The organism is Streptomyces sp. NPDC040432 (genome assembly GCF_055595445.1).
Map to the genome: position 1 here is coordinate 44,423 of NZ_JBVIVP010000016.1, position 24,104 is coordinate 68,526.

General features: G+C 68.7%; 24 protein-coding genes and 2 pseudogenes. 17 read left to right on the forward strand and 9 right to left on the reverse strand.

Annotated features, from left to right (window positions below; genetic code table 11):
• Positions 1-200: 200 nt before the first annotated feature.
• The 4 genes and pseudogenes from ACZ58N_RS27180 to ACZ58N_RS27195 form a co-directional block, all read right to left on the reverse strand.
• Positions 201-1,607, reverse strand: a complete 1,407-nt coding sequence (locus tag ACZ58N_RS27180; RefSeq protein WP_471164850.1) for a TerD family protein — start codon at positions 1,605-1,607, stop codon at positions 201-203.
• Positions 1,608-2,238: 631 nt separating this feature from the next.
• On the reverse strand, positions 2,239-2,799 hold the full coding sequence (locus tag ACZ58N_RS27185; protein ID WP_471164852.1) for a hypothetical protein: 561 nt from the start codon (positions 2,797-2,799) through the stop codon (positions 2,239-2,241).
• Between the two features lie 282 nt (positions 2,800-3,081).
• Positions 3,082-3,396 (reverse strand): hypothetical protein, encoded by a 315-nt coding sequence (locus ACZ58N_RS27190; protein WP_471164855.1) that lies wholly within the window; start codon positions 3,394-3,396, stop codon positions 3,082-3,084.
• Positions 3,397-4,195: 799 nt separating this feature from the next.
• A pseudogene (locus ACZ58N_RS27195) lies at positions 4,196-4,396 on the reverse strand (IS5/IS1182 family transposase); the annotation flags it as partial.
• A 1,226-nt stretch (positions 4,397-5,622) separates the two neighbouring features.
• Between ACZ58N_RS27195 and ACZ58N_RS27200 the strand changes: the two are divergent.
• Positions 5,623-6,207, forward strand: coding sequence for a hypothetical protein (locus ACZ58N_RS27200; RefSeq protein ID WP_471164858.1), 585 nt, complete (start codon positions 5,623-5,625; stop codon positions 6,205-6,207).
• A 47-nt stretch (positions 6,208-6,254) separates the two neighbouring features.
• Here the strand turns inward: ACZ58N_RS27200 and ACZ58N_RS27205 are convergent, their stop codons facing one another.
• Positions 6,255-6,626 (reverse strand): VOC family protein, encoded by a 372-nt coding sequence (locus ACZ58N_RS27205; protein ID WP_471164861.1) that lies wholly within the window; start codon positions 6,624-6,626, stop codon positions 6,255-6,257.
• 1,853 nt (positions 6,627-8,479) lie between these two features.
• Here ACZ58N_RS27205 and ACZ58N_RS27210 point away from each other — a divergent pair.
• From ACZ58N_RS27210 to ACZ58N_RS27260, 11 genes and pseudogenes are all read left to right on the forward strand, one after another.
• Complete coding sequence (locus tag ACZ58N_RS27210) at positions 8,480-8,893, forward strand: PPOX class F420-dependent oxidoreductase (protein ID WP_471164864.1); 414 nt, start codon at positions 8,480-8,482, stop codon at positions 8,891-8,893.
• Positions 8,894-9,358: 465 nt separating this feature from the next.
• Positions 9,359-9,898, forward strand: a complete 540-nt coding sequence (locus tag ACZ58N_RS27215) for a VOC family protein (protein WP_471164867.1) — start codon at positions 9,359-9,361, stop codon at positions 9,896-9,898.
• A gap of 7 nt (positions 9,899-9,905) precedes the next feature.
• Positions 9,906-10,376, forward strand: coding sequence for a CGNR zinc finger domain-containing protein (locus ACZ58N_RS27220; protein WP_471164870.1), 471 nt, complete (start codon positions 9,906-9,908; stop codon positions 10,374-10,376).
• Positions 10,377-10,540: 164 nt separating this feature from the next.
• Entirely contained in the window at positions 10,541-10,999 is a 459-nt protein-coding gene (locus tag ACZ58N_RS27225; RefSeq protein WP_471164872.1) for a DUF5946 family protein, read from the forward strand.
• On the forward strand, positions 10,996-11,505 hold the full coding sequence (locus ACZ58N_RS27230; protein WP_471164873.1) for a DUF5946 family protein: 510 nt from the start codon (positions 10,996-10,998) through the stop codon (positions 11,503-11,505). Before ACZ58N_RS27225 ends, ACZ58N_RS27230 begins: the two co-directional genes overlap by 4 nt.
• 138 nt (positions 11,506-11,643) lie before the next feature.
• Positions 11,644-11,871: a hypothetical protein gene (locus tag ACZ58N_RS27235; RefSeq protein WP_471164875.1), complete on the forward strand. Its 228-nt coding sequence runs from the start codon at positions 11,644-11,646 to the stop codon at positions 11,869-11,871.
• Positions 11,872-11,933: 62 nt separating this feature from the next.
• Positions 11,934-12,224, forward strand: a complete 291-nt coding sequence (locus ACZ58N_RS27240; RefSeq protein ID WP_471164877.1) for a S1 RNA-binding domain-containing protein — start codon at positions 11,934-11,936, stop codon at positions 12,222-12,224.
• A gap of 56 nt (positions 12,225-12,280) precedes the next feature.
• A pseudogene (locus ACZ58N_RS27245) lies at positions 12,281-12,460 on the forward strand (transposase); the annotation flags it as partial.
• Positions 12,461-12,911: 451 nt separating this feature from the next.
• On the forward strand, positions 12,912-13,727 hold the full coding sequence (locus ACZ58N_RS27250) for an SDR family oxidoreductase (protein ID WP_471164879.1): 816 nt from the start codon (positions 12,912-12,914) through the stop codon (positions 13,725-13,727).
• Between the two features lie 375 nt (positions 13,728-14,102).
• Positions 14,103-14,657 (forward strand): hypothetical protein, encoded by a 555-nt coding sequence (locus tag ACZ58N_RS27255; RefSeq protein ID WP_471164882.1) that lies wholly within the window; start codon positions 14,103-14,105, stop codon positions 14,655-14,657.
• A 1,184-nt stretch (positions 14,658-15,841) separates the two neighbouring features.
• A complete protein-coding gene (locus tag ACZ58N_RS27260; protein WP_471164884.1) occupies positions 15,842-16,018 on the forward strand; it encodes a hypothetical protein in 177 nt (58 codons plus the stop codon).
• Between the two features lie 121 nt (positions 16,019-16,139).
• Here the strand turns inward: ACZ58N_RS27260 and ACZ58N_RS27265 are convergent, their stop codons facing one another.
• Positions 16,140-16,481 carry an STAS domain-containing protein gene (locus ACZ58N_RS27265; protein ID WP_471164887.1) on the reverse strand — a complete coding sequence of 114 codons (342 nt, stop codon included), beginning with the start codon at positions 16,479-16,481 and terminating at the stop codon, positions 16,140-16,142.
• A 761-nt stretch (positions 16,482-17,242) separates the two neighbouring features.
• On the opposite strand from ACZ58N_RS27265, the gene ACZ58N_RS27270 reads away from it, so the two are divergent.
• The 3 genes from ACZ58N_RS27270 to ACZ58N_RS27280 are packed head-to-tail and all read left to right on the forward strand — an operon-like array spanning position 17,243 to position 18,889.
• Positions 17,243-18,286 carry an ATP-binding protein gene (locus tag ACZ58N_RS27270; RefSeq protein ID WP_471164890.1) on the forward strand — a complete coding sequence of 348 codons (1,044 nt, stop codon included), beginning with the start codon at positions 17,243-17,245 and terminating at the stop codon, positions 18,284-18,286.
• A 53-nt stretch (positions 18,287-18,339) separates the two neighbouring features.
• The gene (locus ACZ58N_RS27275) at positions 18,340-18,588 is read left to right on the forward strand and encodes a hypothetical protein (RefSeq protein ID WP_471164893.1); all 249 of its coding nucleotides are present in this window, start codon (positions 18,340-18,342) and stop codon (positions 18,586-18,588) included.
• Complete coding sequence (locus tag ACZ58N_RS27280; RefSeq protein WP_471164895.1) at positions 18,569-18,889, forward strand: hypothetical protein; 321 nt, start codon at positions 18,569-18,571, stop codon at positions 18,887-18,889. Before ACZ58N_RS27275 ends, ACZ58N_RS27280 begins: the two co-directional genes overlap by 20 nt.
• Positions 18,890-19,155: 266 nt before the next feature.
• Here ACZ58N_RS27280 and ACZ58N_RS27285 read toward each other — a convergent pair whose 3' ends face one another.
• Complete coding sequence (locus ACZ58N_RS27285; protein WP_471164897.1) at positions 19,156-20,334, reverse strand: PP2C family protein-serine/threonine phosphatase; 1,179 nt, start codon at positions 20,332-20,334, stop codon at positions 19,156-19,158.
• Between the two features lie 53 nt (positions 20,335-20,387).
• Here ACZ58N_RS27285 and ACZ58N_RS27290 point away from each other — a divergent pair, with 53 nt between their 5' ends.
• Positions 20,388-20,897: a MarR family transcriptional regulator gene (locus tag ACZ58N_RS27290; protein WP_471164900.1), complete on the forward strand. Its 510-nt coding sequence runs from the start codon at positions 20,388-20,390 to the stop codon at positions 20,895-20,897.
• Positions 20,898-21,008: 111 nt separating this feature from the next.
• On the opposite strand, the gene ACZ58N_RS27295 is transcribed toward ACZ58N_RS27290, so the two are convergent.
• Together ACZ58N_RS27295 and ACZ58N_RS27300 are read right to left on the reverse strand one after the other, a co-directional pair.
• Positions 21,009-21,803, reverse strand: coding sequence for a MarR family transcriptional regulator (locus ACZ58N_RS27295; RefSeq protein WP_471164903.1), 795 nt, complete (start codon positions 21,801-21,803; stop codon positions 21,009-21,011).
• 265 nt (positions 21,804-22,068) lie between these two features.
• Positions 22,069-22,311: a hypothetical protein gene (locus ACZ58N_RS27300; protein ID WP_471164906.1), complete on the reverse strand. Its 243-nt coding sequence runs from the start codon at positions 22,309-22,311 to the stop codon at positions 22,069-22,071.
• 24 nt (positions 22,312-22,335) lie between these two features.
• On the opposite strand from ACZ58N_RS27300, the gene ACZ58N_RS27305 reads away from it, so the two are divergent.
• A complete protein-coding gene (locus ACZ58N_RS27305) occupies positions 22,336-24,021 on the forward strand; it encodes an acetolactate synthase large subunit (RefSeq protein WP_471164908.1) in 1,686 nt (561 codons plus the stop codon).
• Positions 24,022-24,104: the final 83 nt, after the last annotated feature.

Consider the following 24,104-nt stretch of genomic DNA (forward strand, 5'->3'; position numbering starts at 1 on the left):
GCATTGCCTATTTTCGCCAAAGGTACGCGCTGAATCATTCGGGGTGCGTCGCGGGTGCCGAGGGGCGGGGATGGATGCCGGATGCGCGTCTTCCGTGATCAGTTCCCCACCCGTAGCCCGCCGCAGCGACCCCTACCTCCGCCGCGCACACCGCCGATCACGCATGGGATCACCGTCTGATGTCTTTTGGCGGACCGGACCTATCGACGCCATGCCCTTCGTCCTCCCCGGGAGGGCTCGATCGGGTCGGCTGGATCGAGGGTGAGTTCCCACTGGTGCCTGCTCTTGTCGATGGTGACCAGGATGGGCCCGCTGGGCAGGGAGACCTTCTCCCGGACTTTGCGACCGTTCCATTCGTACACGAGGCGCTTGGCAGGGCGCCTCAGGTCACTGGGGGAGTCACCCCAGTGGTAGTGCATCTGGAACCAGCCCTTGTGCGGGTCTTCCGCCCGCACTTTCAACTCGGCCGCGGGGCCGGTGCGGACGAAGACTTCCCGGCCGCTGCCCACCATGGTGCCGAAGTCCATTGGTAGGGCCGCGGACAGGGGCAGGACCGTGAGCTGCCATGCCCCGGAGTTGCTCACCTTCAGGGTCAGCGGCCCGCCCTTGCGGTTGGGCACCATCAGGGTTCGGCCGTAGTGATCAGGTAGGTCGGACAGGAACACATCGTCTTCGCGGCCGGGAATCTTGACGGAGATGAAGTTGTACTCCTGTGTCCGCGCCTCCAGGATCACCGGCTCCCCGTTGGGTGGAAACGGCAGGTCCACGATGACCGACTTCGTACCCTTGCCGCGAAAGACGCGTGGCTCGAACGTGAAGAAGTCGGCCGCCCAGGACGGGGGCCCGAAGGATGTGCCGACGGCGTACGCGGGGAGGAACCCTGCGGTCGCGGGATCGCTCACCGGGCCGGACCCGGACAACGCCTGGTCCGGCCGGGACACATATTGTCCCGGTGTCGACGGCATCGTGGGTGACACAACGCCGGCCGTCTTGCTCACCCCGGCGAGCGGCACCGGGCCGTTCGCGCCCGGTACGGCCGGCGACGCCGAGGGGATCACCGATGCCGGTGGTGACATCGCCATCAGCGCTCCCGCGCCCCCGATGTCCTTCGTCAGACCTGCGAGCCCGTCCTCGTAGCCCTGACCCACCGCGCGGAACCGCCATGCCCCATTGCGCCGGTACAGCTCACCGAGCACGAACGCGGTTTCGGCGGAGGCGTCCGTGATCGGGTACTGAGCGACGATGGTTCCGTCGAGGGTGCTCAACTGGGCGAACAGCCCGTGGACCTGTCCGAAGGTCCCGTCCGCGCAGAACCCCGCTATCAGCACCCGCTGGACGTCGGGTTCGACACGGGGCAGGTCCAGCTCCAGCCAATCGGCCAGCTGTCCGGCACCGTGTCCCCTGCCGATGTGTCGAACGGCGCCCGACGGGTGAACGGTCCGGCCGTGGAAGACGATGTCGGCATGGCTGCGCACTGCACCGGACGCGTCGAGGAGAAGGGCCGCCGCTGACATGGTCGGCGCATCCGGCACCGACTCTCGACCCACGGCGACACGTAGAGGGGCGGCGGGGATGGGCGCGTTCGCACCCTTGATCATGTGGGTCATACGGCACATGGTGACAGCGGACCAGACACCTGGAGAAGATCTCCCGTGCCCAATACGCAACTCTTCGCCGCCGTATGGCGCCAGGCCGTACCGATGACGGGTCCGACCGGAGGTGCCCCAGGCATCGGATACCCGCCTGTCCGGCGGTGCGCCGACCCGGGCCCGTCGATTGGGAGCCGGCGCGGTCGCCTCAGGTGAGTCCGAACCTTGGGATGGTCCCGCAACAGGACGCGAAGGCCGCTGCGGCCCGATCGGGCAGGAGACCGTCGACCGGGTGATCGGTGCCATGTCGATGAGGATCGTCGCGTGGGTCCGTCTCCATGGGGGTGAGGACCGTTCGCAGGCTTGTGCGGTCGTTGTCGGGAACCGATGCCAGGAGGTAGGCCGGTCCGGCTTCCGGAGCCTGTGCCAGGCCGAGAAGTCGATCGAGCCGGTACTCGATGATCGGCTCACTCGCCCCGTCGCCCACCGTGGTGCGATGCAGGGTGATCCTGTTCCCCGAACCGTCGGGCGAGGCGCTCAGCACGGTGTCCGGACCCGAGACGAGCAGGTGCTCCGGGTAGTGCCCGGCCGTTCGAATCCAGTCCTCCAGTCCTCCAGTCCTCCTGGCGGCCGAGACCGACGGTCCGGCTCAGATCGGCCACGGTACGTGCCCGCCGGCGGCCAGGAAGAACCGGCGCCCGCCCAACCAGGCGGCCGAGCGCACGGCCGCCTCAAAGGAGATCGGATACCGCAGCTGGTCGCCAGCCGCCTCACCGACCCGGGTCAGGCCGAGCGTTCCATCCCCGGCTCCGTACGTGACTCCGGAACCGGAAAGCACCCATGGTTCGCCGCCAGGGCCGGCCAGCAACACTGCACCCTCGTCGAAACCTCCCCCGATGGCGGTCAGAGAACCTTCGTACCAACGGACCACGGCTGAGCCGGCCATGACCAGCACGTCCCCAGCGGGACCTATGAGCGCGGCGCCGCGGCAGCCGGGCATGGCCAAGAACCATTGAGCCCCACCATGCGCCGGGTCGAGGTCCACCAAGCCGTCCTCGCACGTCACGAGCAGCGAGTTCGCAGCACGCCAGGCCATACCCGTCGGTCGCGCCTGCGTTGCCTCACCGACGAGGAGAGTCTCAGAGGCAGCGCCGGTCCACGTACGCGTCGGCACGTTCACCGCACGGGCCAGTCGATCGGTCGTGGTCATCACCAGCGGCGGGTCCTGCGACATCGAGCCGGTACGAGCGGGCCCGGCCTGCGAGCTTTGTCCTGCAGAACGCCCGGTTCGAGGCGATGGCGATCGCGTGCCGCTCCTCGCGTTCGGCGAGAATCCGGAGCGGCAGCTCGGTGCCGCGCCGGTCCGGTGTGACGTGGCCCGGCCAGTCGATCCAGTCCTTGGCCGGGTCCAGAGGGTGAGGTCGCTGCTGGTGGCGGCCAGGGGTTGGGCGGACAAGGCCCCTTCGAGGGGCGGCCTCATGACGGCTGGCCTTCACCGCCTCCACCAGAACCCGGGCCATGCCACGACCGCTCCGGCCAGGAGCGTCCCTGCCGTGAGGAGGAAGGGGGCAAGGACGGGGCGGCGGCGTGGGTCGGCAGAGACTGCAGCCCACATGAGGGGGACCGACAGGGCAAAGGTCCAGGTGCCGACCAGCATCGTGTGGAGGATCCACACCGCGAGGGCGACGCCGCCCAGTGCTGAGGCCGCCACGAAGGAGTTGCGGTGGCGGTGCAGTGCGAGAGGCAGGGCCACGACCGCCGCCGTCCCGCCGATGATCGCCCCGTATCCGAGACGGGATCCGTCCAAGAGAGGCGAGTAGTAGACAGCTGGTGGCAGCGGCGCCAGGAGGGCGAACACGGTGAGGGTGAGCTGCCAGGGATGTGCCCAGCCTGGCGGCCACCTCCGCAGCCACTTCCGGTGCGTCGTCGTGTTCCATCGGCATGCGGCGCGTCTCGGGATCGGATCCATGACCGCCTCTCTCATCTCTCGGGTGGGCACCCGCGCGCCTTGTGTTGCTGTTGCGGGAATCACGGGTGGCTGGCGGGCTCGGGACGAAGGTCCCAGGGGGCTGGTGGTGACGGTCGACCGGCCATGCTGGACTGGCAGGGGCGCAACGCGAAGGCCCGCCCACGCCTCGCACTGACGTGATCTTGCAGGCGCTTTCCGCGGACTGTCGGAGGCCCGCAGCGGCCACTGCCTCGAACATCCCGCCGCGATTTTCGCCCCCGTTGGCCAAGGGGGCGGTTCGGACAATCGGCGGCCTTCCAGGGCGCACCGCCGAGCACCATCGCTCCAGCCCGCCGTTCGGGCCGCGTCCGGCTTGTCGCGCCCCGGCCCCGAACCGCGACTTCTCCGGCCGTGAACCGGAGAGGTGCACTGCCGCGAACGGGTCGTGCCAGCGGCTGACCGCGGGGGGCGAGTGGGCACCCTGCCCGTCTGGGGTGGTTCATGGCCCCAGCCAAGCATGGAGCCACAGGCCCGGCTGGCTGGAATACGACACCATCCTTGCGGACATGTTCGTGTGAGAGCTACTTGCCAAGGGCTGTCCGTAAAGGATCTTCATGCGGCCCAGACATCCTTGGCGGCCGTGCGGCCCGCTGCTCTGTCCGGCGAGGGCAAGGTCGTGCCTCCTGGCTAGGCCCAGCAAGGCGTGGTGGACGCCGTCGCTTCTGAGACGGCAGTCACGGCGGATCTTCCACGTCTCCATGCGGGCGAAGACGTGCTCGACCCGGGCGTGGACATGCTTGTGAGAGGTGTTGTGGTCCTTTGTTCAGGCCGGGAGCTCGGCCTGGCCGAGCTTGCGACGCGCCCTGCAACCCGCAACACGGGGCAGCCCGGCACCGGCAACGTCTCCTTGCTGCGGCCCGCACACAGCAGGACGGTTCCCGTAGGCTCGGGTACTTGCCTTTCTGCGGAGATGGCGGTGGTGGCCCGCGACGGGGATGTCGCGGTCGCTGTGGGGGCGTCGGCGCCCGCAGCGCTGGACACCCATGCCTCGGGCGCGGTCCGCAGGTGCGTCCGGATGCGCCGCCAGGGTGGGTCCTACAGTCCGAAGAGCTCTTCACACCCGGCCAGTCCGTGGGCGGTGACGGATGGATGTTCGCGGCTTGGCCAGGTGTCGCATGAGAGCCGGAAGCGCTGTGACTCGACGACTGTGCCGTGCAGGACGTCGCGGGTGATGCCGTCAGCCTGGTATCCCAGGCGGTGTGACACGGATGTGGCAGGCGCGTTGTCCGTGAACATCGATGTCGCCGACTCCGCGCCGAGTTCAACGAAGGCGAGGGACGACCGCGGCGGCCAGAACGCCTCGCTTCCCCGGCCGGGAAGGATTCCTTTCGCGGTCAGCCTCCACTCGACCCCGACACGCTCCACCCGCAGTGCGGCGGAGTCGAGGGCCAGAGGCGCGTTCGGAGCGGAGGCCGAGGTCTCCTCGCCGGATGCGGTGCCGCGCAAGGTCTGCCGTACGGACCGTTGGGCTGTCCGCAGGGCGTCCTCCGAGGAGAGTGCCGCTGTGGCCAGAAACGCTCATCGTGTCCGCCTCGACTGGAGCGGTCCGACGAGCCGGCGCCTATCGGTGTGCTGGCATCGGTGGTTACGCCGTCTCGTAGGAACCGGGGGAGCACCGAACACTTCTGCGCCAATTGCCGCCTGCCCCATCGGTCCGCGGTCCGTCGGTCCGCGGTCCGTCGATCCGCGGGCTGCCCGCCACCCCGGTGGTGCGGGCGGGACACGGCGATCCGGGGCCTGCCACCGGACTTGGCGGACGGGGCCGCGGGGCATCGGCAGATCCCGACCGCGATGGAAATGTCGTTGCCTCCGGCGAGGCATGGTGCCAGATTTCCGTAAGTAGGTTCTTCCGAACATGCCGCACATCATGTTTCCTGACGCTACGAGAGGTTCAAGGGAATTCTGAACCTTGATGCCTGAGCGGGTCGAACCAGGTAGTTCATCTTCCCTCGCGCGTGCATTCGTGTCATGCTCCGTGATCCCCGGAAGATGACCGTCGGAAGTGAGAAGAGCATGTTGCCCGAAGTGGGATCAGATCCCCGTTCGTGCACCGACTGCGGGCAGCTGGAGTACGCGGGTGCGCCCCTTTGCCGGGCCTGTGTCACGAAAGTGGACGCGATCGTCGACGACGCCTGGCGGCAATTCGTCCGGGACACCGGCATCCCGGACGCCATAACCGGCGCCGAGACGGAGGCATGGGCGCGTCTGGTCATCGAGGACCTGGCAGCCCATGACTGGCGCGTCGTCGACGCGGCCTACGACCGGATACCCTGTATCGAGTGCGGGCACGCCCTGTCCCGAGGCCCGGCACATTGCGTGGAGTGCACCGCGGCGCACGCCTATCGCTACGGGGCGGTGGAGACCGACCGCCCGAGCGTGCCGCCGGGCAACGAACACGCAATCCGCGTGAACGTCTCCGCCGTCCGCCGGCCGGAGGGGCTCTCCGAGCACGAGCTCACCGCCCGGCGCCTGGTACTGCCGTACCTGCTGGTCGGCATGCTCCCCACGACGGCCCAAGCGCAGCGCTTGGCCGCCGAACTGCGCAGCACACCCCCGGGCCGGGCCGCCGCGGTCGTAGCCCGGCAGTTCCGGTCCCGCGACGGGTCCTGACGGACAGTCCGTGGTCCCGCCGCCCCAGGGACGGGGCCACGGCCCGATCAGCGGCCGGCTCGCTGATTGAAGTGCAGCTTGTGCCCGTCGGGGGCGTCCACGAGCGCGTACGTGCCCCACGGCTCCTCCTTCGGGTCGGTCACCGTCGCGCCGCGCTCCCGCAACTCTGCGACCGTTGCCGCCACATCGTCGGCGGCGAAGATCAGGTACGCGCCCTCACCAGGGGACTTGTCGAACGCCTCTGCTTTCGACAGGACGACCGAGGTCTGCGCCCCGGTCGGCCTGACCTCCAGCCAGCGGGCTCCCCCTCCCATGTCCACGTCGGTGATCAGTTCGAACCCGAGGACGTCGCGGTAGAAGGCCAGGGACTCATCCTGGTCGGTCACGTAGAGGGTTGTGGAAGAAATGTTCGTGATCATTTGAATACCTTGTCCGTGAACGAACTCGATCGAGTTCTCGCCGTCAGAATTCCCGTTGGGCGGCCGCCCGGGACGAGGTCGTTCCGAAATCGCGCGTCCCACCGGGGCTCGTTGGAGCGATGTCCAACATATCGCCACTTTAACAACGGGCGGTTGTTCGGGAGGCCTTCCGCGACGTTGACGTCGTATTCATGCCGGCCGGCCCTGTGGGACGGTGATTGCCTGGGCACATGGACGGCTTAGAGACGGGTAGGACGCCCTTCGCCGCCCCTCCGCAATCGCCCTGCCGCCTGTGTCCGCCTTGAGCTTGTGCGTGGCTTCACCTGCCATGTATCCAGGGGGAGGCGACGCGGTTCCGCTCCAGGTCAGAGTGTGTTGCGAAGATGCCCGGACCGCAGAACGGGGCCCGAGTGTGCGTTCCTTGCCGACCCGCCAGCCCGTCAGAGAGCGAACTCCTGGTCATGAACGACAGGTCCCAGGACCGGGAGTGCGCCGCCGGTCGGACCCCCCAACGAGCGGCGGCCGTGTCGAGCGCTTCATCACCGCCCGCGGTGATGACGTGGCCGAGCAGGTACTCAGGGCGCGAGCGGCGTGGCGCTCCACGGGCCGCCCCGGGAGGGCGATCACCCTGCTGGGCAGCGGTGTGGTGGCCGCGGGCGGCATTCAGTATCGACGGCGCCTTCGAAGGGCACGCGCGCGACCTGGGCGTCGTCTTCGTCGACCTGCCCCTCATCGTCCTCGGCGGCGTACTGACTCCCCTGTGGGCATGGACGCCGACCAGGCGCCGGGGCAGTTCGATCTGGGCCGTGGCACTCATCGCCATCGGTGCGTACTCGCTCGGAGCGTGGGGGTTCATGGAGTGGTGGACTCCTCGACAACACTCTGACCCCGGCTACGGGGCCGGAATCTGACCGCACACAGCGCGGTCCAGAGAGAGTTCCGGCACCGGGGCCGTCAGGCCGACGCTCCTGGCGCCGCCATGTCGCGGCGCTGCCGACGCGTCGCGAGCGGGTGTCTGGTGTTCTCGGGAATCGGCCGCGCTGGCACCGCGTCTCGGCCTTGCACGGGGAAGCGGTCTGTTCCCACGCGGTGGCGAGAGATGTGGAAGCGCGCGGTGACCCGTGTCCATACCCCCGTTCCGCCATTGAAGACCCCGGTGACCGCGCCGCCCCGGGCTTCCGTGCACTCTGCGGCTCGTTGCAGGCCTCGCCGTGTCGTCTCGGCTGCTGATGCCTCTGGCAGCGGCCGGCGCCGCTGCCGCGGTGGCCTGGTCAGCCGTGGCGGCAACCGGTTCTGCGGGCTGCGGGTGGGGCGGCACGCACTGCGCCTGCTTCCTCGCCGCGCCGACCGCTTCCGACTCGATGGGCGGACGGCCGGGCCGCCGTTCGGGAGCCGCTGGGGATGGTGCCGGCCCTGGCGGAGGGCATCGCCGTCGTGGGTACGGCAGCCGCCGGCCGGCAGTCTCGACATGGTTGCCGCGCAGCGGGGCGATGTCGTGCTGATGGATCTGCGCATGCTGGGGATGTACGGGATGTACGGGACGGTGAGACGCACATCAACAACCTGTTCGCCAAGGCTTACATCCGGTAGCGGGCGGACGCGGTCCGCCGGGCGCTCGCCGCGAGCCTCGCATGACCCTGCCCGCACACGCCGGGCCGCGTGAAGCAGCGCCGCCGTGCGACCTGTCGATGGAGCGCGCTGCCCGTCCCCGGGCCGTCGCCGTGATCGAACCTCCGGGCAGCCCGTCGTGAGTAGTCAGCGGTCGGGAGAACGCGGTGTTGCCGGCCACGGTAGGCATCGTCCCGGGTCGAATTCAGGTGCGGGTACCGCGGTGCGGCGGCTACGTTCCCCGCGTGACAGCCACTCTGAACGATTACGTACGGGCGCTGCTCGACGCTCCCGTTCCCGCGGTCCTCGCGACCGTCAACCCGGATGGCAGCCCTCAGACGTCCGTGGTCTGGGTCGGCCGCGAGGGGGACGACCTGCTCGTCTCGACGGCCGCTGGGCGCCGCAAGGAGCGCAACCTCCGCCGCGACCCCCGCGCCAGCCTGACCCTTTTCGATCCCGCGAACCCCTTGCGCTACGCGGAGATACGGGGCCTCGCCACGATCTCGACGGACACCGACCGGTCGCTGGCGGTCGCCCTGGCCGAGCAGTACGAGGGACCCGGCGCGGGCCGGGGCTACCTGGAGCTCCCGGCGGACGTCGTCCGGGTTGCGGTGCGCATCAGTCCGACCAAGGTGGTCGGAACCGCGGCCGCCGGCTGACGCCCGGCTCGTGGGGCGGCCCGCGAGCCGCCCCGCGCTTCGGGTGGTGGGCTGCCAACGGGGCGGATCCGGGCGCCGGTTGTGGTCGCCCCAGCAGCCATACGCCGTCGACCGCCATCCGTGCCAGGAGCGGCGGCCCCCAGCGGCCGAGCAGGGCGACCCGACGTGCACGAAGGCGGCGAGCAGCGTGTCCCACCGCCCGGCGAGATTCAGCGGCCCGGGCATCCGTCACACAGGAGGGCTGCAGGGGGCGTTGCCGCCGAGCGAGTGGATCATAGGCCAGACGGGAAGTCCATCGCCGGACGCGGGCAGCTGTGCTGACCAGTTCTTCGCCTCCGCACACCGCCCCTGGGAGCCGGGCTGCCGGACCGAGGTACACGGAGAGGCAGTAGACGGCTTCCCAGAATGTAGTTCCTTCGAGCGCGACTTGCCCCTGCCGTAACGTAAGGGGGAATAGTGGCCGGCATGCGCACTACAGAGAATGATGTAACCGACCGCGGTGCCGCTGGGCCAGGTGCAGCACCAGTCGAACCGGTCGAGAGCATCGACACGTCGATTTACAGGATGCCGTTTTTCGCGACGCTGCAGGTTCGTGACCTGGCGGTTTCCCTCCGCTGGTATTCCGAAGGGCTGGGCATGCACCTGCTGGCCACCATGGGACGCCGCGACGACGGCACGACTGCCCTGGTTCACCTGCGCCGGTGGCGCTACCAGGACCTGCTCCTCATCCCTGCTGCAGGCCTGGTGGAACGCGGCAGCGGACTCACGCTGTCCATGGCTGCCAGGCTTGAGGAGCTCGACGAGCTGGCCAAACGCGCCACGCGTACGGGACTGGGAGAGGTCGAGGGGCCGGCGCCGACCGGGTGGGGCACCCACGATCTGCGAGCCACCGACCCCGACGGCAATACCGTCATCTTCACTGCCCCGCTCGATTCACGGCCGCAAGCCGCCGGTCTCTCAGGCTTCACCGTTGACGTTTCGGCCGGCGCTTCTCCCGATCGCTGAGGCAGTCATGGAAGCACTCTCCCGAGGCACACCGCCGGTAGGTGATTGGCTGACCGCGAGGCGGCCATTTCCGCAGATGCGCTCCGCCCTGCTGGACGCCGAGGCGTATCTCAACGGTTACAAGAAAACAGAGCACCGCTCGGCGTGGCGTCGGCTGCAGTATTCCGCGGCCGACGAGTGTGCCGTGCTCACCGCGTTGAATGCCCTTCTGGCTGTTGACGCCGCCGTCCTGGCCGTTGGGCGCGGCGACGGGCAGTGGTCGTTGACTGCCCGTGGCACCCTGCCACACCGGGAGAGTTCCGCAGTCCTGGCGATCACGGCCCTCGTTCAGCAGGGGGGCATCGACCGGTTCAAGCGCTGCCGTCGCTCCGCGTGCGACCACGTCTTTCTGGACTGGACCAACGGTGCAACTCGGGTGAACTGTCGACTCCACCCCTCCCTCCTCCTTGTCGGTGACGGCTTGTCCCCAGCCGGCTGATGTGCCGCCGTCGGCAAGGAAGCCACCGCGCCGCGCCCGGCTCCCTACCGAATTGCGAGTATCCGCTCATGCCAGGGACCCACGAGACCAGTGCGTACCCGATGCGCCAGTGCATCGGGTGCCAAGGCCGGGTGCCCGACGTCACAGGGCCGGTACACCCGTACATGCGCGCTTCTCCCGGCTGCTGGCAGTGGTACTGCGAGTTCACAGCTGACTGGCTGGGCGCCGTCTCGTCAGCGGAGTTGCGCTTGCTGCATGTCGACTGCTTCGCCGTACAGCACGCTGCGGGCGCCGAGCACGACCGTCGCCAGCGCCAATCGGTAGCCGTCCACCTGACCGCACTGTGTCTCTTCCACGAGTACGGCATCACGGCGGAACAGGTCCACCACTACCGCAACCGCACCAGTCGGACGGTGCTGCCTCGTCTTGGCTTGGCCGACTGGCCTCACCTTGGACAACCACCCTCCTTGGGCGCCGTCACCGTCGCGGAACTTCACCACGGGTGGCATGCGGGTGAGACGGGGCCGGCCACGGCCTGGATCGAGGAGTCCTGGCAGGCGTGGTCCCCGCACCACTCCACCATCCGCTCCTGGGCACAGGCACTTTTGGAAGGAACGAAATGAACACATCCGAATCACGTACGGTCTGCTCCGGCTGCGGGCTGTCGGCGGCAGCCACTGGTGACGTGCTGCCGGATCACCCGAAGGCGTCCGCCGAGTGCTTCGCGCTCTACACCCAGCTGCTGGCCCGTTCGTACCGGGACCCGGCCTACCGGGGTGTGCACCAGATGGTTGTCGATGCCTACAACACCCAGCATCCGGAGGGCACCGACCATCGCACCGTCCAGGCCGTGGGGGTGTGCCTGATGACGTTGTGCCTCTTTCTGGAAGAAGGGGTCGACCCGAGGGGAGGACCCCGACTGCACAAGTCCATGGCCCGAAACCCGGTCTTCACCTGGCTGAGACCTCCGCACCTGCAGGGTCTGATGACCGTCGCGGACATCGTCACCGCCACCGCCCCGAGCGAGCACGAACGCCTCGTTCGGGAATGGTGCCGGACAATCTGGCAGGCATGGACACCACACCACCACGAGGTACGAAGGTGGATCGCTCTCGGCGGCTACAGGTGAGCTGAAAGGGTTTCGCTGAACGCTGCGGCAAACCCCTCGCCGTCGATGCCGTCCTGATCGGGGAGTTGGCCTCCGGAGCCAGGCGTGGGGCCTTCAGTCTGTCGAGGCCATGGTCGGCCCGCGATGTCGTGTGCCAGGGTGACGGTATGGATTGGCAGTCTGAGAGCCCGGAACTCTGGGGCGTTTCTGGAGTTCCTGCACTACGGCGACATCCTGTCCGGCACCGTTGCGGCGATCGAGCGATTCGGGGTCTTCGTGGCCCTGGACGACGGGCCTGCCCACCCGCTCTTTCCCGGTGTCGGGTTCATCGTCATCCCCGAACCGTCCTGGCGGCACATCAACGCCCCACCGATGTCGTTCAGGTAGGCCGGCGCGTCTCGTGCGAGTTCCTCCAATTCGACACCTACAACGCGGAGGCCAGACTGTCCTTGAAGGCACTGGAGCCCGACCCCCTCCAGGCTTTCGCCGACTGCACAGCGGTGGGTCAGGAACTCCGTGGGACGGTGGAAAGGGCGCTCCCCTTCGGCGTCATCGTCGACCTCGGGGATGGGACCGCTGGGCTGGTCCCCTTCAGGGACGCCTCCGGTCGGCCTGTGGTGAGTTCGGTGGAAGACTTCGAGGTCAGCGAGAAGATCACCGTCGTCGTCGCGGAAATTGACCTGCCGACCCGCCGGGTTCTCCTCTCCAGGCCGCAGGGGGCTGGCGCGAAGGTGTCGTGACGGCTATGTGACGGTGGGCGTGCCCCAGCCGTTGATGTGAGCATGGGGCGGGTGATCTGAGTGATGCCGAGTGGGAACGGCTGCGGCCGTTCCTGGCGGTCAGCAACGGGCGTTGCGGCCGGTGCCGGGACCACCGGCAGGTGATCGACGGGATTCTGCACCGGGTGCGGACCGGGGTGCAGGGGCGTGACCTGCCCGAACGGTTCGGGACATGGAAGACCGTCTACGAACGGCACGTGGACCGTCCGCCGGCGGGCCCGCAGCCCTCGGGGACGCCGGTGAGCTCACCGAGAGCCGTCGGACCGCGTTCACGGTCGACGTTCGCGAGGTGCGGGTGCCCGGAAACCGCTGACCTGCACTGGGGATGTTTTTCGGTGAGGTTTTCGAAACTTCACCGGGCACCCGGTGAAGTCCCCGTGGGGTCGGTACGGTCCCCAGGACACGCCGGCCCGCGCTGCGGGCGGGGGGGCGGCTGCGGACCATCGGACTCGGGGCGGGGCCGGTGCCGAGCCGGCGACGCGTGCTGCTCATTGCCGCAGAGCCTGTTTCTGAACCCGGGATCGGTAGGTGTATGTGATTTCGCCGTCCCGTGCGGCGTCCCCCATTGCGGACCGTTTCTGTCCGCATGGGGGGTCATCGTGTGCGTGTGGCCGGAGGGACCGGCGACGAACGACGCGGGGAGTGGGCATGACGTTTCTGGTGGCGGGTGCGACCGGCACGGTCGGGCGGCAGGTGGTGACAGCGCTGCGGGAGGCCGGTGCGCCGGTGCGGGCGCTGACCCGGCGGCCCGGGGCAGCGATGTTCGGTCCGGGGGTCGAGGTGGTCGGCGGTGACCTTACCGACGCGGCGTCGTTGGCGTCGGCGCTGCACGGCGTGACGGCCGTGCACCTGATCAACTTCGGGGGCGACGACTACGCCCCGCTGGAGAACGGCGGGGAGTTGGTGGCGATGATCGAGGCGGCGGGGGTGCGCCGGGTGACCATGCTGGCCGGCTGGTCGGAGTCGACTCTGGAGCCGGCCGTGCGGGCGTCGGATCTGGCGTGGACCACGGTGTCGCCGACCGAGATCATGGCCAACGCCCTGGAGTGGGCGGACGAGGTGCGCGACGGCCGGGTCGAGCGGCCGTACGGGGACTCGCGCACCGCGATGGTGCACGAGGGGGACATCGGCGCGGTGGCCGCGGCGGCGCTGCTCGATGACGGGCACGCGGGCGCGGAGTACCTGCTGACCGGCCCGGAGCGGCTATCGCTGCGGGAGAAGATCGCCGCATTGGGCTCGGCGGTCGGCCGGGAGGTGGAGTTCGTGGAGTTGACGCCGGATCAGGCGCGGGTGTCGATGCGGGCACAGGGTGTACCGGAGCACATGATCGACTTCCAGCTGGAGGTGTTCGCCGACCCGCCGGTCGAGTACAACTCCCCGAACGGTGTGATCGAGAAGGTGACCGGACGTCCGGCGCGCACCTTCGCGCGGTGGGCGAAGGAGAACGCGGGCGCGTTCCGCTGAGAGGCCGTCTCTGACCCTCCGCCGCCGGGGCGTTCGCAGCACCCCTCGCTCGCGTCACGCCGGCCTCGGCAACTTTCGTTCGGGGAACAGTCACTGTGACCGTTCCCCGAACGCTTGCACAGGGCTCCCCATTTCGGACCTGTGGCTCCTGACCTGCAGATACAGGTTTCCCGTCTCTCGCGATATTGCCGGTGCCTCACCTGCCTTGTTGGATTCGCCCGCACTCTCGGGGGACGTTGCCGGTCCTACGGCGAAGGACGTGAACGGTCTCAGGTGATGTTGTCGGCCAGGCTGATCTGTCTCAGGCGAAGTTGTCGCCCAGGTTGAACTTGCAATGCCCGAGATCACGGCTGAGCCGCGGCCGATGGTTGTGGCATGCTCGTCCGCGCGATCGATGCCCCGGCCGACGGCTGGTCGTTTGCCACAGCGCGGGAGCCGGCCCGATTCGGTGCCTGCGAGGTGAACGGCGTTCCCGGTGTTGAGCACGCGGTGGGCGCGCGCGGAACGTTGTGCGGATACCGGGTGGACACCACCCGGTATCCGCACTTGTTCGATCCCGGTGCCCTGCAGTCGTGTCGGCGTTGCCGCCAGCAGGTTGAGGCTGCACCGACAGAGCCATGCGTACAGGAACGTCTTCACGACAAGGTCCAGGGCGCCGCACAGGGGCAAGCCCGCGATGGGCTGCTCGCCGCGCTCCGCCGAGGCGCGAAGGACGCCTTGTGGATCAGCGGTCCATCCGCATCCCTGGCGAAGCACTACGCGAGGCTTGATGAGTTGACCGATGGGGCTGGGCCCGTCGCTGACGCGTTCGCTGCCGCTGCGACTATCGGCTTGGCTCGCGTTGAGGATGGCCCTTGGCGCTTCATCGTTGTTCTGCCGGAGGACAGCGGCTCCCCGCTCGTCGCACGCGGACCACACGATCTTCCCTGATACGGCCGGGCCCTCGTGATGACGGACTGTCTCAGGTTCGGTTACCCCTCTTGGGCGGTTTGAGCCTGTTTCCTGCGATTGTGCCCGGGCTCGAACGGTGGTTCGTGCCGGGTCGCTCGCCTGGGGGTTCGCCGGCCATCCATGGAACGGGGTCCGCTTCGCCTCCGCGTGGGGATCTGGCGACGTCCTGGACGCTATCCCGGTCCGACCCGAACAGGTTGCCGAGATCAGCGCGGACCGGGCCATCGACCACGGCGGCGTCCACCGCCACCCGGTCCGCTTCCAACGGCTGCGCCTGGACGTCACGGCGGACGACGTGCCGCAGTTCGGGACCGGCCCGGCGACGGCCACCGGTTCACTTCGGTGGCGGGCCGGATCGGTGAAGATGGCGTCATCGTCGCCGGCGCTTGGTACGCGGGCACGGCGACGTCCCGGGGACGCCGGTGAGTTCACCGAAGGCCGTCGGACCGCGTTCACGGTCGACGTCCGCGAGGTGCGGGTTCTCGGAAGCCGCTGACCTGCATTGGGGATGTTTTCGGTGAGGGTTCCGGTGATGTTTTCGGCAACCTCACCAAGCACCCAGTGAGGTCATCCGGGGGTCGGGCCGGTACCCAGGCCGCGTCGGCCCGTGCCGCGGGCGGGCGGGGCGGTGACGGCCTGGACGTCGGCCGCCCGGGACGTCATTCCGGGCGCGGGAGGGCTGCGGACCATCGGACTCGGGGCGGGCGCCGGTACCGAGCCGGCGACACGTGCTGCTCACCGTTTCCTCTGACAGCCAACTTGGACGGGCTGCCATCGAGGCTGGACGGATCGACCGGGTACGTGCGCGTTGACCGGGCAACCGGATAGTGGGCCGCAATCAGTAGCCACGGACGGGACGGAAAACGACATGTCGCACATGCAGCTCTTGGCCAAGGGAGCGGGTCAGGGCTCCCCGCCCTTCTGGATCATCGCCATCGGTGTGATCGTCGTCGTTGGAGCGGCGTTTCTGGTTTCGAAGGCGCGTAGGAGATAGAGCGCGGCGCTCAAGCCGTCCAACTTCGATGGCGATCGGTCCGACTTCGATGTCAGAGGACACACCGGTTCATTGTCCCGGCCTTCGTTGGCGTCACGTGAAGGTGTCACCCGGTGAAGCCTCCTGGTCGGATTTCTGCCGATTCGAGCGGGCGGAGACGCCGACGAGGGTGACGTCGGAGCTCGACGAGGAAGGCCTGGTCGCCGCCCTCACGCGTACTCCTTCGTCACGCTGCGTCCGGAGCGTGCTCGATGCCGTCGTCGAGGCCGTGGACGCCTTCACCGCCGGGCAGGGCACCGACGACGACCAGGCCGTGCTCGTCCTGACCGCCACCGGGCCCGAGTAGACGTACGCGAGGATCCGCCCGCCCGACCCGCAGGCGCCGGTCCCACCGGACATCGACGAACACCCAAGGCCCACGGCCCGCCCCGCCCCGACCGGACCGAACCGTCCATGGGGCCCCACGGTCAGGCGGCGGTGGTGGCGGCCGGCTCGTTGTAGATGAGGGTGTCCCACAGGGGGTGGGGGAAGAGTGATCGGGTCAGGCCGAGGAGCCGCCGTGGCTGTGGGTTGAGCCCGGTGACGGTGAGGCTTCGGCCGGTTTCCTGGCAGGCGAGGTGTTGGAGGGTGAGGAGATGGACGCCCGCCACCCCCATGAAGGTGATGTTGTTCAGGTTCCATACGACATGGGTGACCGATCCGGGCCAGCGGTTCGTGGCCGCGATCAGGGCGGGTAGGTCGTCGTGGTCGATGTCGCCGTGCGGGTTGATCGTCACGGTGGCGTGGCCGCGGTCGAAGTGGATGTGCATCGCGTGCGCCCCCCTTCCGGGGGTCGTGAGCACAAAACGTCCGGAGCCCGTGGGCCCCCGAACAGGGTTGGCGGTCCCCGGGTGCCCGTGAAGGGGGCAATGCCCAAGGCCCGTGAACCGTCCCCGAGTCGTGACGACCCGGGAGCGGCAAGCTCTCGTCCCGTCATCATGACACCCGACCTCGACCACCGACACGCCCCCGGACGGAGCGCCCTCAATCACCGCGGGCGAACGCTCGGCCGACGGAGGGACGGAGGGACGGAGCAGAACATCATCGACGTCGAGCAGTACGGCAGCGGTCTTCATGTTGAGCACCCGCACGGGCACGGGCACGGGCATGGCAAGGGGGATCAGGGTTCGGTGGCAGGCTGTCCGGCTTTGGCGGCCGAGTGTTCGCCCGGACCAGTGCGAGGAGGTCGCGCCGAGGAGGTCCGATCCGGCCCTCCGGCCCTCGTCCGATCGAGGGCGTCGGTGGCCACCGCCCGCTACCCGACTCTGCTCGTGGCGACCGTTGCCCTTACCAGGGCAGGTCTCACCACCGCAGGGCAGCTCCCACCCAGGGTCGGGTGCGGCCCCCTCGGACCTGACTTGCCGGCTGTTTCGCCGCCCTGATCTACGCACGTGGTGTGTCGCGCCGGGGCCTGCATCTCGTCGACATTGCGTGTCGTTGGACGTCACCGCCACGCCCAGGGCGGCCAACGTCGTCGTGGCATTCCTGCGTTCTGGTGCGCGGGCGGTGCGGAACGGTTGAGAATGCTGTGATGATCTCCGACCTGCGTGATGGCGCGACGCGGTTCGTCGGCCGCACGTCCGAGATGGTCGCCCTCTTGGCCGCTCTGGCCGGGAAGCGGCTCACGACCGTGACGGGAGTCGGTGGTGTGGGCAAGTCGCGTCTCGCCCTCCACGTCGTCCGCGATGGTGTCGGCGAAGGCATCCCGATCGTGTGGGCTGACCTGTGGCCGCTGGAGGACGACAAACGCCTGGTTGCCACGATCGCCGACGCGATGGGCTTCTGCGACCACCGACACCGCGACCCCTTGGCAGGCTTGTGCGAATGGCTGTCCGAGCGGCGAATGCTGCTGGTCCTCGACTCGTGCGAGCACCTGATCGCTGCTGTTCGCAGCGTGGTGGCGGACCTCTTGACCGCCGGTCCCGGGCTTCGGGTACTGGTCACGAGTCGCGAGCCGCTCGTGATTCCCGGCGAGCACGTGCTCGAACTCGCCCCTCTCGCCGAAAGTGATGCGGTGGACCTGCTCTGCGAGCGAGCTTCCGCAGCAGGGGCGGCGTGGCAGGGCCGGGGTGAAGTGGCCGCGTTAGCCGAAATCTGCCGGCTTCTGGATGGTCCGCCACTGGCTCTGGAGCTCGCCGCCGCCCAGCTGCCGCACAGTTCCCCTCTGCATCTCACGGACCGGCTTCGCGCCCCCGCAGGTACGCAACTGCTTCGAACACGGGAATCCGTACGTCCCGAGCGCCACCGGAGCCTATGGACGGCAATGGGGTGGAGCCACGAACTGTGCGACCCGAGAGAGCGCCTCCTATGGGCTCGACTGACCGTGTTCCGCAGACCCTTCCAGCTCACGGCCGCGCGGAAGGTCTGCGCCGACCTGCGCCTCCCGCCCCAGGAGGTGACCCGCGGGCTGCACGGCCTGGTTCGCAAATCCGTCCTGATCCGGACCGGGCCCTGCTCCTGCAGGGAGACCACCCCGGTGCACTCGAACTGGCCGACGCGTGCGCGGCGGCCGATCCCGCCCTCTCGCCCGAGGAGGCCTTGCGGGCCGCCTACCTCGGCGGGCTGGTCCACCTGATGTCCGGCAACCCCCACCCAGCCCATGACCTCGTTCGAACAACCTTGGCCGCAGTGCCCCGTGACCCCTTCTTCTCGCAGGCCCGCCTGTTCTGCAGGCTCGTGACCGTGTTCGCGCTCACCGGCTCCGGACGTCTCGCCGAAGCCGAGGCGACGGCCGAGTCACTGCGCGAGAAGTGCGTCCTGATCGGCGAGTACTGGACCCGCTCGTACACCGAGTACCAGCTCGCCCTGATAGCTCTTCTCCAAGGCAGTCCGGATCTCGCCGCGGAGCGCGCGTTCCATGCTGCGGTCGAAGCGTAGGATCGGCGACAGTTTCGGAGTCGCTCTCGGCCTGGACCTGCTGGCCGCGGCCGTCGCGCTCCAAGGCGAAGCGGAACGGGCCGCGTACATCTACGCGGCGGGTCTCGTGCACTGGCGTGCGGTCGGTCACCCCCAGCGCGGCACTCCGGAACTGGCGCCGGTCCGTGAGCGTTGCGAGCGATCCATGCGGGCGGCCCTGGGAGCAGACGGCCTGGCCCGGACTCGTAACGAGACCGAACAGGAAGACCTTGCCGTGCTGCTTTCCCGGGCGCTCGGCGAAGCGACTACGGATCCGTCCTGACCGGTGACCCACCTTGGCGGCAGCGGCGCGAGCGCTCACGGATACCCGAGCGTGGCTCTGCCGGCGTCGAGCACCCCACTTTGAACCGGCTCATGACCACGGGCGGACCCTGACGCGGTCGGGACCGGCGCGTCGGCATGTCGTCGGCGGACCGAACCGCGTGAAAGCCCTGCCACGACGCTCATGCCGGTGCTTCCACACCGTTCTCGTGATGGTGGTGAACGCAGTCGCCCGCAGTACCGCGGCACCGCGGGCCCCGCCCCCGCCTACTCGGTGGCTTGCGCGCGGCCGTGCCAGTCGAGACAGACGACCATGGCGTCGTCGTCGGCCTCGATGATGCCGCGGTGCCCGGCGAGTTCGTGCAGGACGGCGCGGGGAACCTGGGAGGCGGTCAGGAGACGGGTGCTGGTCAGGGCGCGGGCCAGGGCCCGTTCGCTGTAGCGTTCGCCGCCGGGGGAGGGGACGTTGTAGACGCCGTCGCTGACGAAGACGAGGCGGTCGCCGGGCTCGACCCGGAAGTCCTCGGCCGAGTAGAGGGTGTCCTCGAACATGCCGAGCGGAAGCTGCGAATCCAGCTCGATCTGTTCGACCTTGCCCGCGCGCATGCGCCACATCTTCGGGGAACCGGCGTCCACGATCTCGACGGCGCCTGTCCGCAGGTCGAAGCGCAGCAGCAGTACCGACAGGTGTTGCGCTCCGCGGTGTTGACCGTAGATGGCCTGATCGGCGAGGTAGGCCTGGTCGGTGAGGGACAGCCCGGCGCGGCGGGCGTTGCGCAGGGCGTTGACGGCGAGATTGGTCAGCAGCGCGGCGTCGATGCCCTCGCCCATGCTGTTGGTCACGGTCAGGGTGAGGTGGTCGGCCGATGTGGACCAGTCGAAGTTGTCCCCGAAGATGGCGTACGCGGGCTCCAATTGGGCGCCGATCTCGTACTCGGGCCGGGTGCAGGAGCGGCCGGGCAGGAGCTGCCACTGCATCTCGGCCGCCAACGTCAGGCGGGCTGCCCGTCGGGCCTGCAGATAGAGGTCGGTGTCGCGCTCGCTGACCAGGATCTCGTGCCCCAGCACTTCCGCGATGTCCATCAGTTCCCGCTCGGTGTCCGCGTCGAGGCGCTCGGAGGGAAGCCTGACGGACAGGACCCCGATGCGGTCCCCGCGGACGCTCACCGGTAGATGCGCGATGACCTGTCCTGCTTGCGAGGACTCCTCGATGTGGATCTGCTGCCAGTTGAACGCCCTACCGGCAGGGCTGGTATGTACCAGAAGAGGGGCCATTGTATGGGGCAGAGTAGTGACCGGTTGAAGTATGGTCATCGCGTAGTCGGCCATGAGCAGGGTCACATCCGCAGCCCCGTAATGCGCGGCCAGGCCCTCACCGAGGACACGGGGAAGCGCGTCGGGCGTGGCGGAACGCAGGGAGCGCTCCACCGCGGTGTATCTGTCCATCGTTCGGTTTCCGCCTACTGTTGAAGAACGTGTACGAAAAGGGAGCTTGATTCATGTCACGGCGACCGGAGGAAGCGTTGGGGCACGACAGCGCGGGGGAGACCGCCGCCGGTGTGGCCCGCGAGGTACTCGAACTGCTCGAAGTGATGTGGTCGCGGCAGGAGGGCGCTTCGACCGCCCCTTTGTCCATCTCGCAGGTTCGGGTGCTCTACGCATTGGAGCAGGAGCCGACGACCAATCAGAGGACGCTGGCCGCGAAGCTGAACTCCACACCGCCATCGATCAGCCGCATGTGCGACCGGCTTCACGCCGCCGGTTTCATCGACCGGGACCACAATCCCGCCGATCGCCGGGAACTGGAGCTACGACTCTCGCGCCGTGGCGCGGCCTACCTGGCGGGGCTGCGTGCCCGGCGGGAGGAGGTCCTGGGGGAGTTGCTGGAGAGGATGACCCCTCTGGACAGAGCGGTACTGATACGGGGCCTGTCCGCGGCGCGGACAGCCGCCGAGCAGATGGAATCCTGCGTCGACGGGCGGGCGGGCACACAGGCGCAATCGGCCTGAGGTCGACGGCTGCCCGACCGGATCACGATTCCACCTCTCCCAATGCCCCCATGGGGTGCTGCAGCCACCCTGTGGCTGCAGCGTCAGATTCGCGCCCCACAGGGATACTTGTCAAATGACAACTATTGATGGGGGTGGGGAAGCGACCGAACCTGCCTCGAAGGACGAGTCAGCCGCTGCCCTCTTGATCGTCGAGGAGTCGAAGCAACGTGGAACGGAGAACGGCCGGCCCACGCGCATGGGCCGCCCATCGATGTCGACCAGCGCAAGACGCATCCGCAGATCCGCCGCCTGTTCGGCCTTCAGCGCGATCAGCGAAGCGGCGCTCGCACGGGTCGGAGAGAAGATCTTGACCCTTCCGTCGCCCGGCATCGGCATCCGGGTCAGCAGACCCGCCTGGATCATGCGTGCCGTCAAGCGACTCAAGGAGGCGTTCGAGACCCCGAGGACGCGCGCCAGACGCCCCGCCGACATGGAACCCTCCCGCTGCAACACCGCCAGCACGTGGGAATTATGACTGGCCGGCTCCTGGCAGAGCTCCAGCGACTGCCAGAACCTCAACGTTGCCGCGATGACGGCCGCCTCGGATGGTCGAGGGCCGACATCTCCAAGGGCATCGTCATTCATGGTCACACTTGGCCACGAAGGGGCAATTCCTCCCTGCTGCCCGGAGCCGGCGGCCAGGACACGACGCCGGCGTGTGAGGCCGACATCGTCTGCGCAGGCGAGTTCGAACGGCCGGGTGTTGCGCAGCCGGATCAGCACGTTCAGGAACGACGAGTCCGCGAACACCACCCGGGTGACGTCGAGAACGAGCGACTCCACGTCGGCCGCGACCCGGTCGCATGCCACGGTCAGCACGCCGGCTGTGTCCATGTCCAGTGGAGCCCGCTCGATGGGATCCACTCAGTGTCGACTCCGGGGCGGTCCACTCGGTGGACGGTACTCGGCCTCGTCACCACAGCCAGGCGTTCGAGTGCCGCGTCCGGGACCGGGCGCGGGTGTCTCGGGGGGCGGCGGCGCTGCTCGTGCTGGCCGGCCCGGTCCCGTCTTGGCTGCAGCACATGCTGAGCTTCCGCCAACTTGAAGTCTCAGGTCACAGGGCTGGTGTGACCGATTCTTCACATGCTCACGCTGTTCATGGACGGGAGTCCGCGAAGAAGATCACCTGTCAGTGGTTGATTTCGATGTTCGTCAGGACGAGCAGAGCACGCAGGAAGCAGGTGTCGCGGGTGGGGTCGGTGCGGAGCTTGATGAGGATCCGCCAGTTCTTGAGATGGGCGAAACCGTGGTTGACCGGTGCCCGTCCGATCGCGGGGACGCGGTCGGCTTCCTTCTGGTCCGGGGTGAGATTGTGAGTGCGGCCGGCCGGCCGGGGTAGACGGCTGACCGGCCCGCCCATCGGCGCGGCCAAAGCTCAGGAGAGGACACGATCAGCGTGAGCGACGCCGAGCGCCGGAAGCAGACCCCTGACGGAGCGGCCGAACTCCTGGTTCGCTGCCTGGAGAACGAGGGCGTCGAGGTGGTGTTCGGCGTGCCCGGCGAGGAGAACATCCGTTTCACCAACGCCCTGGCCCGCTCGGAGAAGATCCGCTACGTCCTGACCAGGCACGAGCAGGCCGCGTCTTTCATGGCGGAGATGCATGGCCGGCTCACCGGCTCGGCGGGTGTGATGTCCGCGACGCTGGGGCCCGGCGCGATCAACCTGATGCTGGGCGTCGCCGACGCCATGACGAACAGCACGCCCGTCGTCGCGATCACCGCGCAGGTCGGCAAGGAGCGCAACTACAAGGAGTCCCACCAGTTCGTGGACCTGGTGAGCATGTTCGCCCCGGTCACGAAGTGGTCGGCGGAGGTCCCGGCCACCCGGGCCATCCCCGAGATGGTGCGGCGCGCGTTCAAGACCGCGGAGTCCGAGCGGCCCGGCGCCGTCTATCTCGCTGTGCCCGAGGACGTCGACGCGGCGACGGACGGCTCGGACCTGCGTCCGCTGCGCAGGAACGTCGTGCAGCCCGAGGCACCGTCTCCGAAGCAGATCAAGCGAGCGGCGGAGCTGCTGCGGGCGGCCCGTCGGCCAGTGATCCTCGCCGGACACGGCGCGGCGCGCGGCGGCGCCGCGGAGTCGCTGACGGCGTTCGCCACCGCACTCGACGTGTCGACGGCGACCACCTTCCACGGCAAGGGCGTCCTGCCCGACGACCACCCGTGCGCGACCGGCACGTTCGGGTTCATGCGGCGCGACTACACCAACTTCGGGTTCGAGGAGGCCGACGTCGTCATCGCCGTCGGCTACGAGCTCCAGGAGTTCGACCCGTCCCGGATAAACCCGGACGGTGACAAGAAGATCATCCACATCCACCGCGTCCCGGCGGAGGTGGACGGCAGCTACTCGGTCGACGTCGGCATCATCGGCGACATTTCGGCCTCCCTCGATGCCCTCGCCACCGAACTCGACGGCCTGCGCTGGACCATCGACGACGAGGACGCCATGGCCACCCGCGCGCTGCTGGCCAAGGAACTTGAGCAGGGCGCTGCGGACGAGCGCTACCCGCTCGCCCCGCAGCGCGTCGTCGCCGACACCCGCGCCGCGCTCGGTCGCGACGACATCGTGCTGGTCGACACCGGCGCGCTGAAGATGTGGATGGCCCGGCTCTACCCGACGTACGCGCCGAACACCTGCCTCATCTCCAACGGCTTGTCCACCATGGGTTTCTCACTGCCCGGCGCGCTCGCGGTTCAGCTTGCCAGGCCGCAGACGAAGGTGCTGGCGGCGGTCGGCGACGGCTCGTTCCTCATGCACTCCCAGGAGATCGAGACGGCGGTCCGCGAGAACATTCCACTGACCGTGCTGATCTGGGAGGACAACGGCTACGGGCTCATCAAGTGGAAGATGGACCTGGAGGTCGGGGAAAACTCCAACACCGACTTCGGCAACCCGGACATCGTCCAGTACGCCCGCAGCTTCGGCGCGAAGGGCTACCACATCGAGTCCGCTGGGGACCTGCTGCCGACGCTCCGTGAGGCACTGGCGGACCCGGGCGTGTCGATCATCAACTGCCCGGTGGACTACGCCGAGAACATGAACCTCATCAAGCACCTCGGGCACCTCGACTCGGCGCTCTGACCCGCCCGCCGCGCGGCCCGACCCCCGTACGGGCCGCGCGTCGGCCCTCCCGCAGGGGCGGTGCCCTTCGGTCTCCGGCAGCG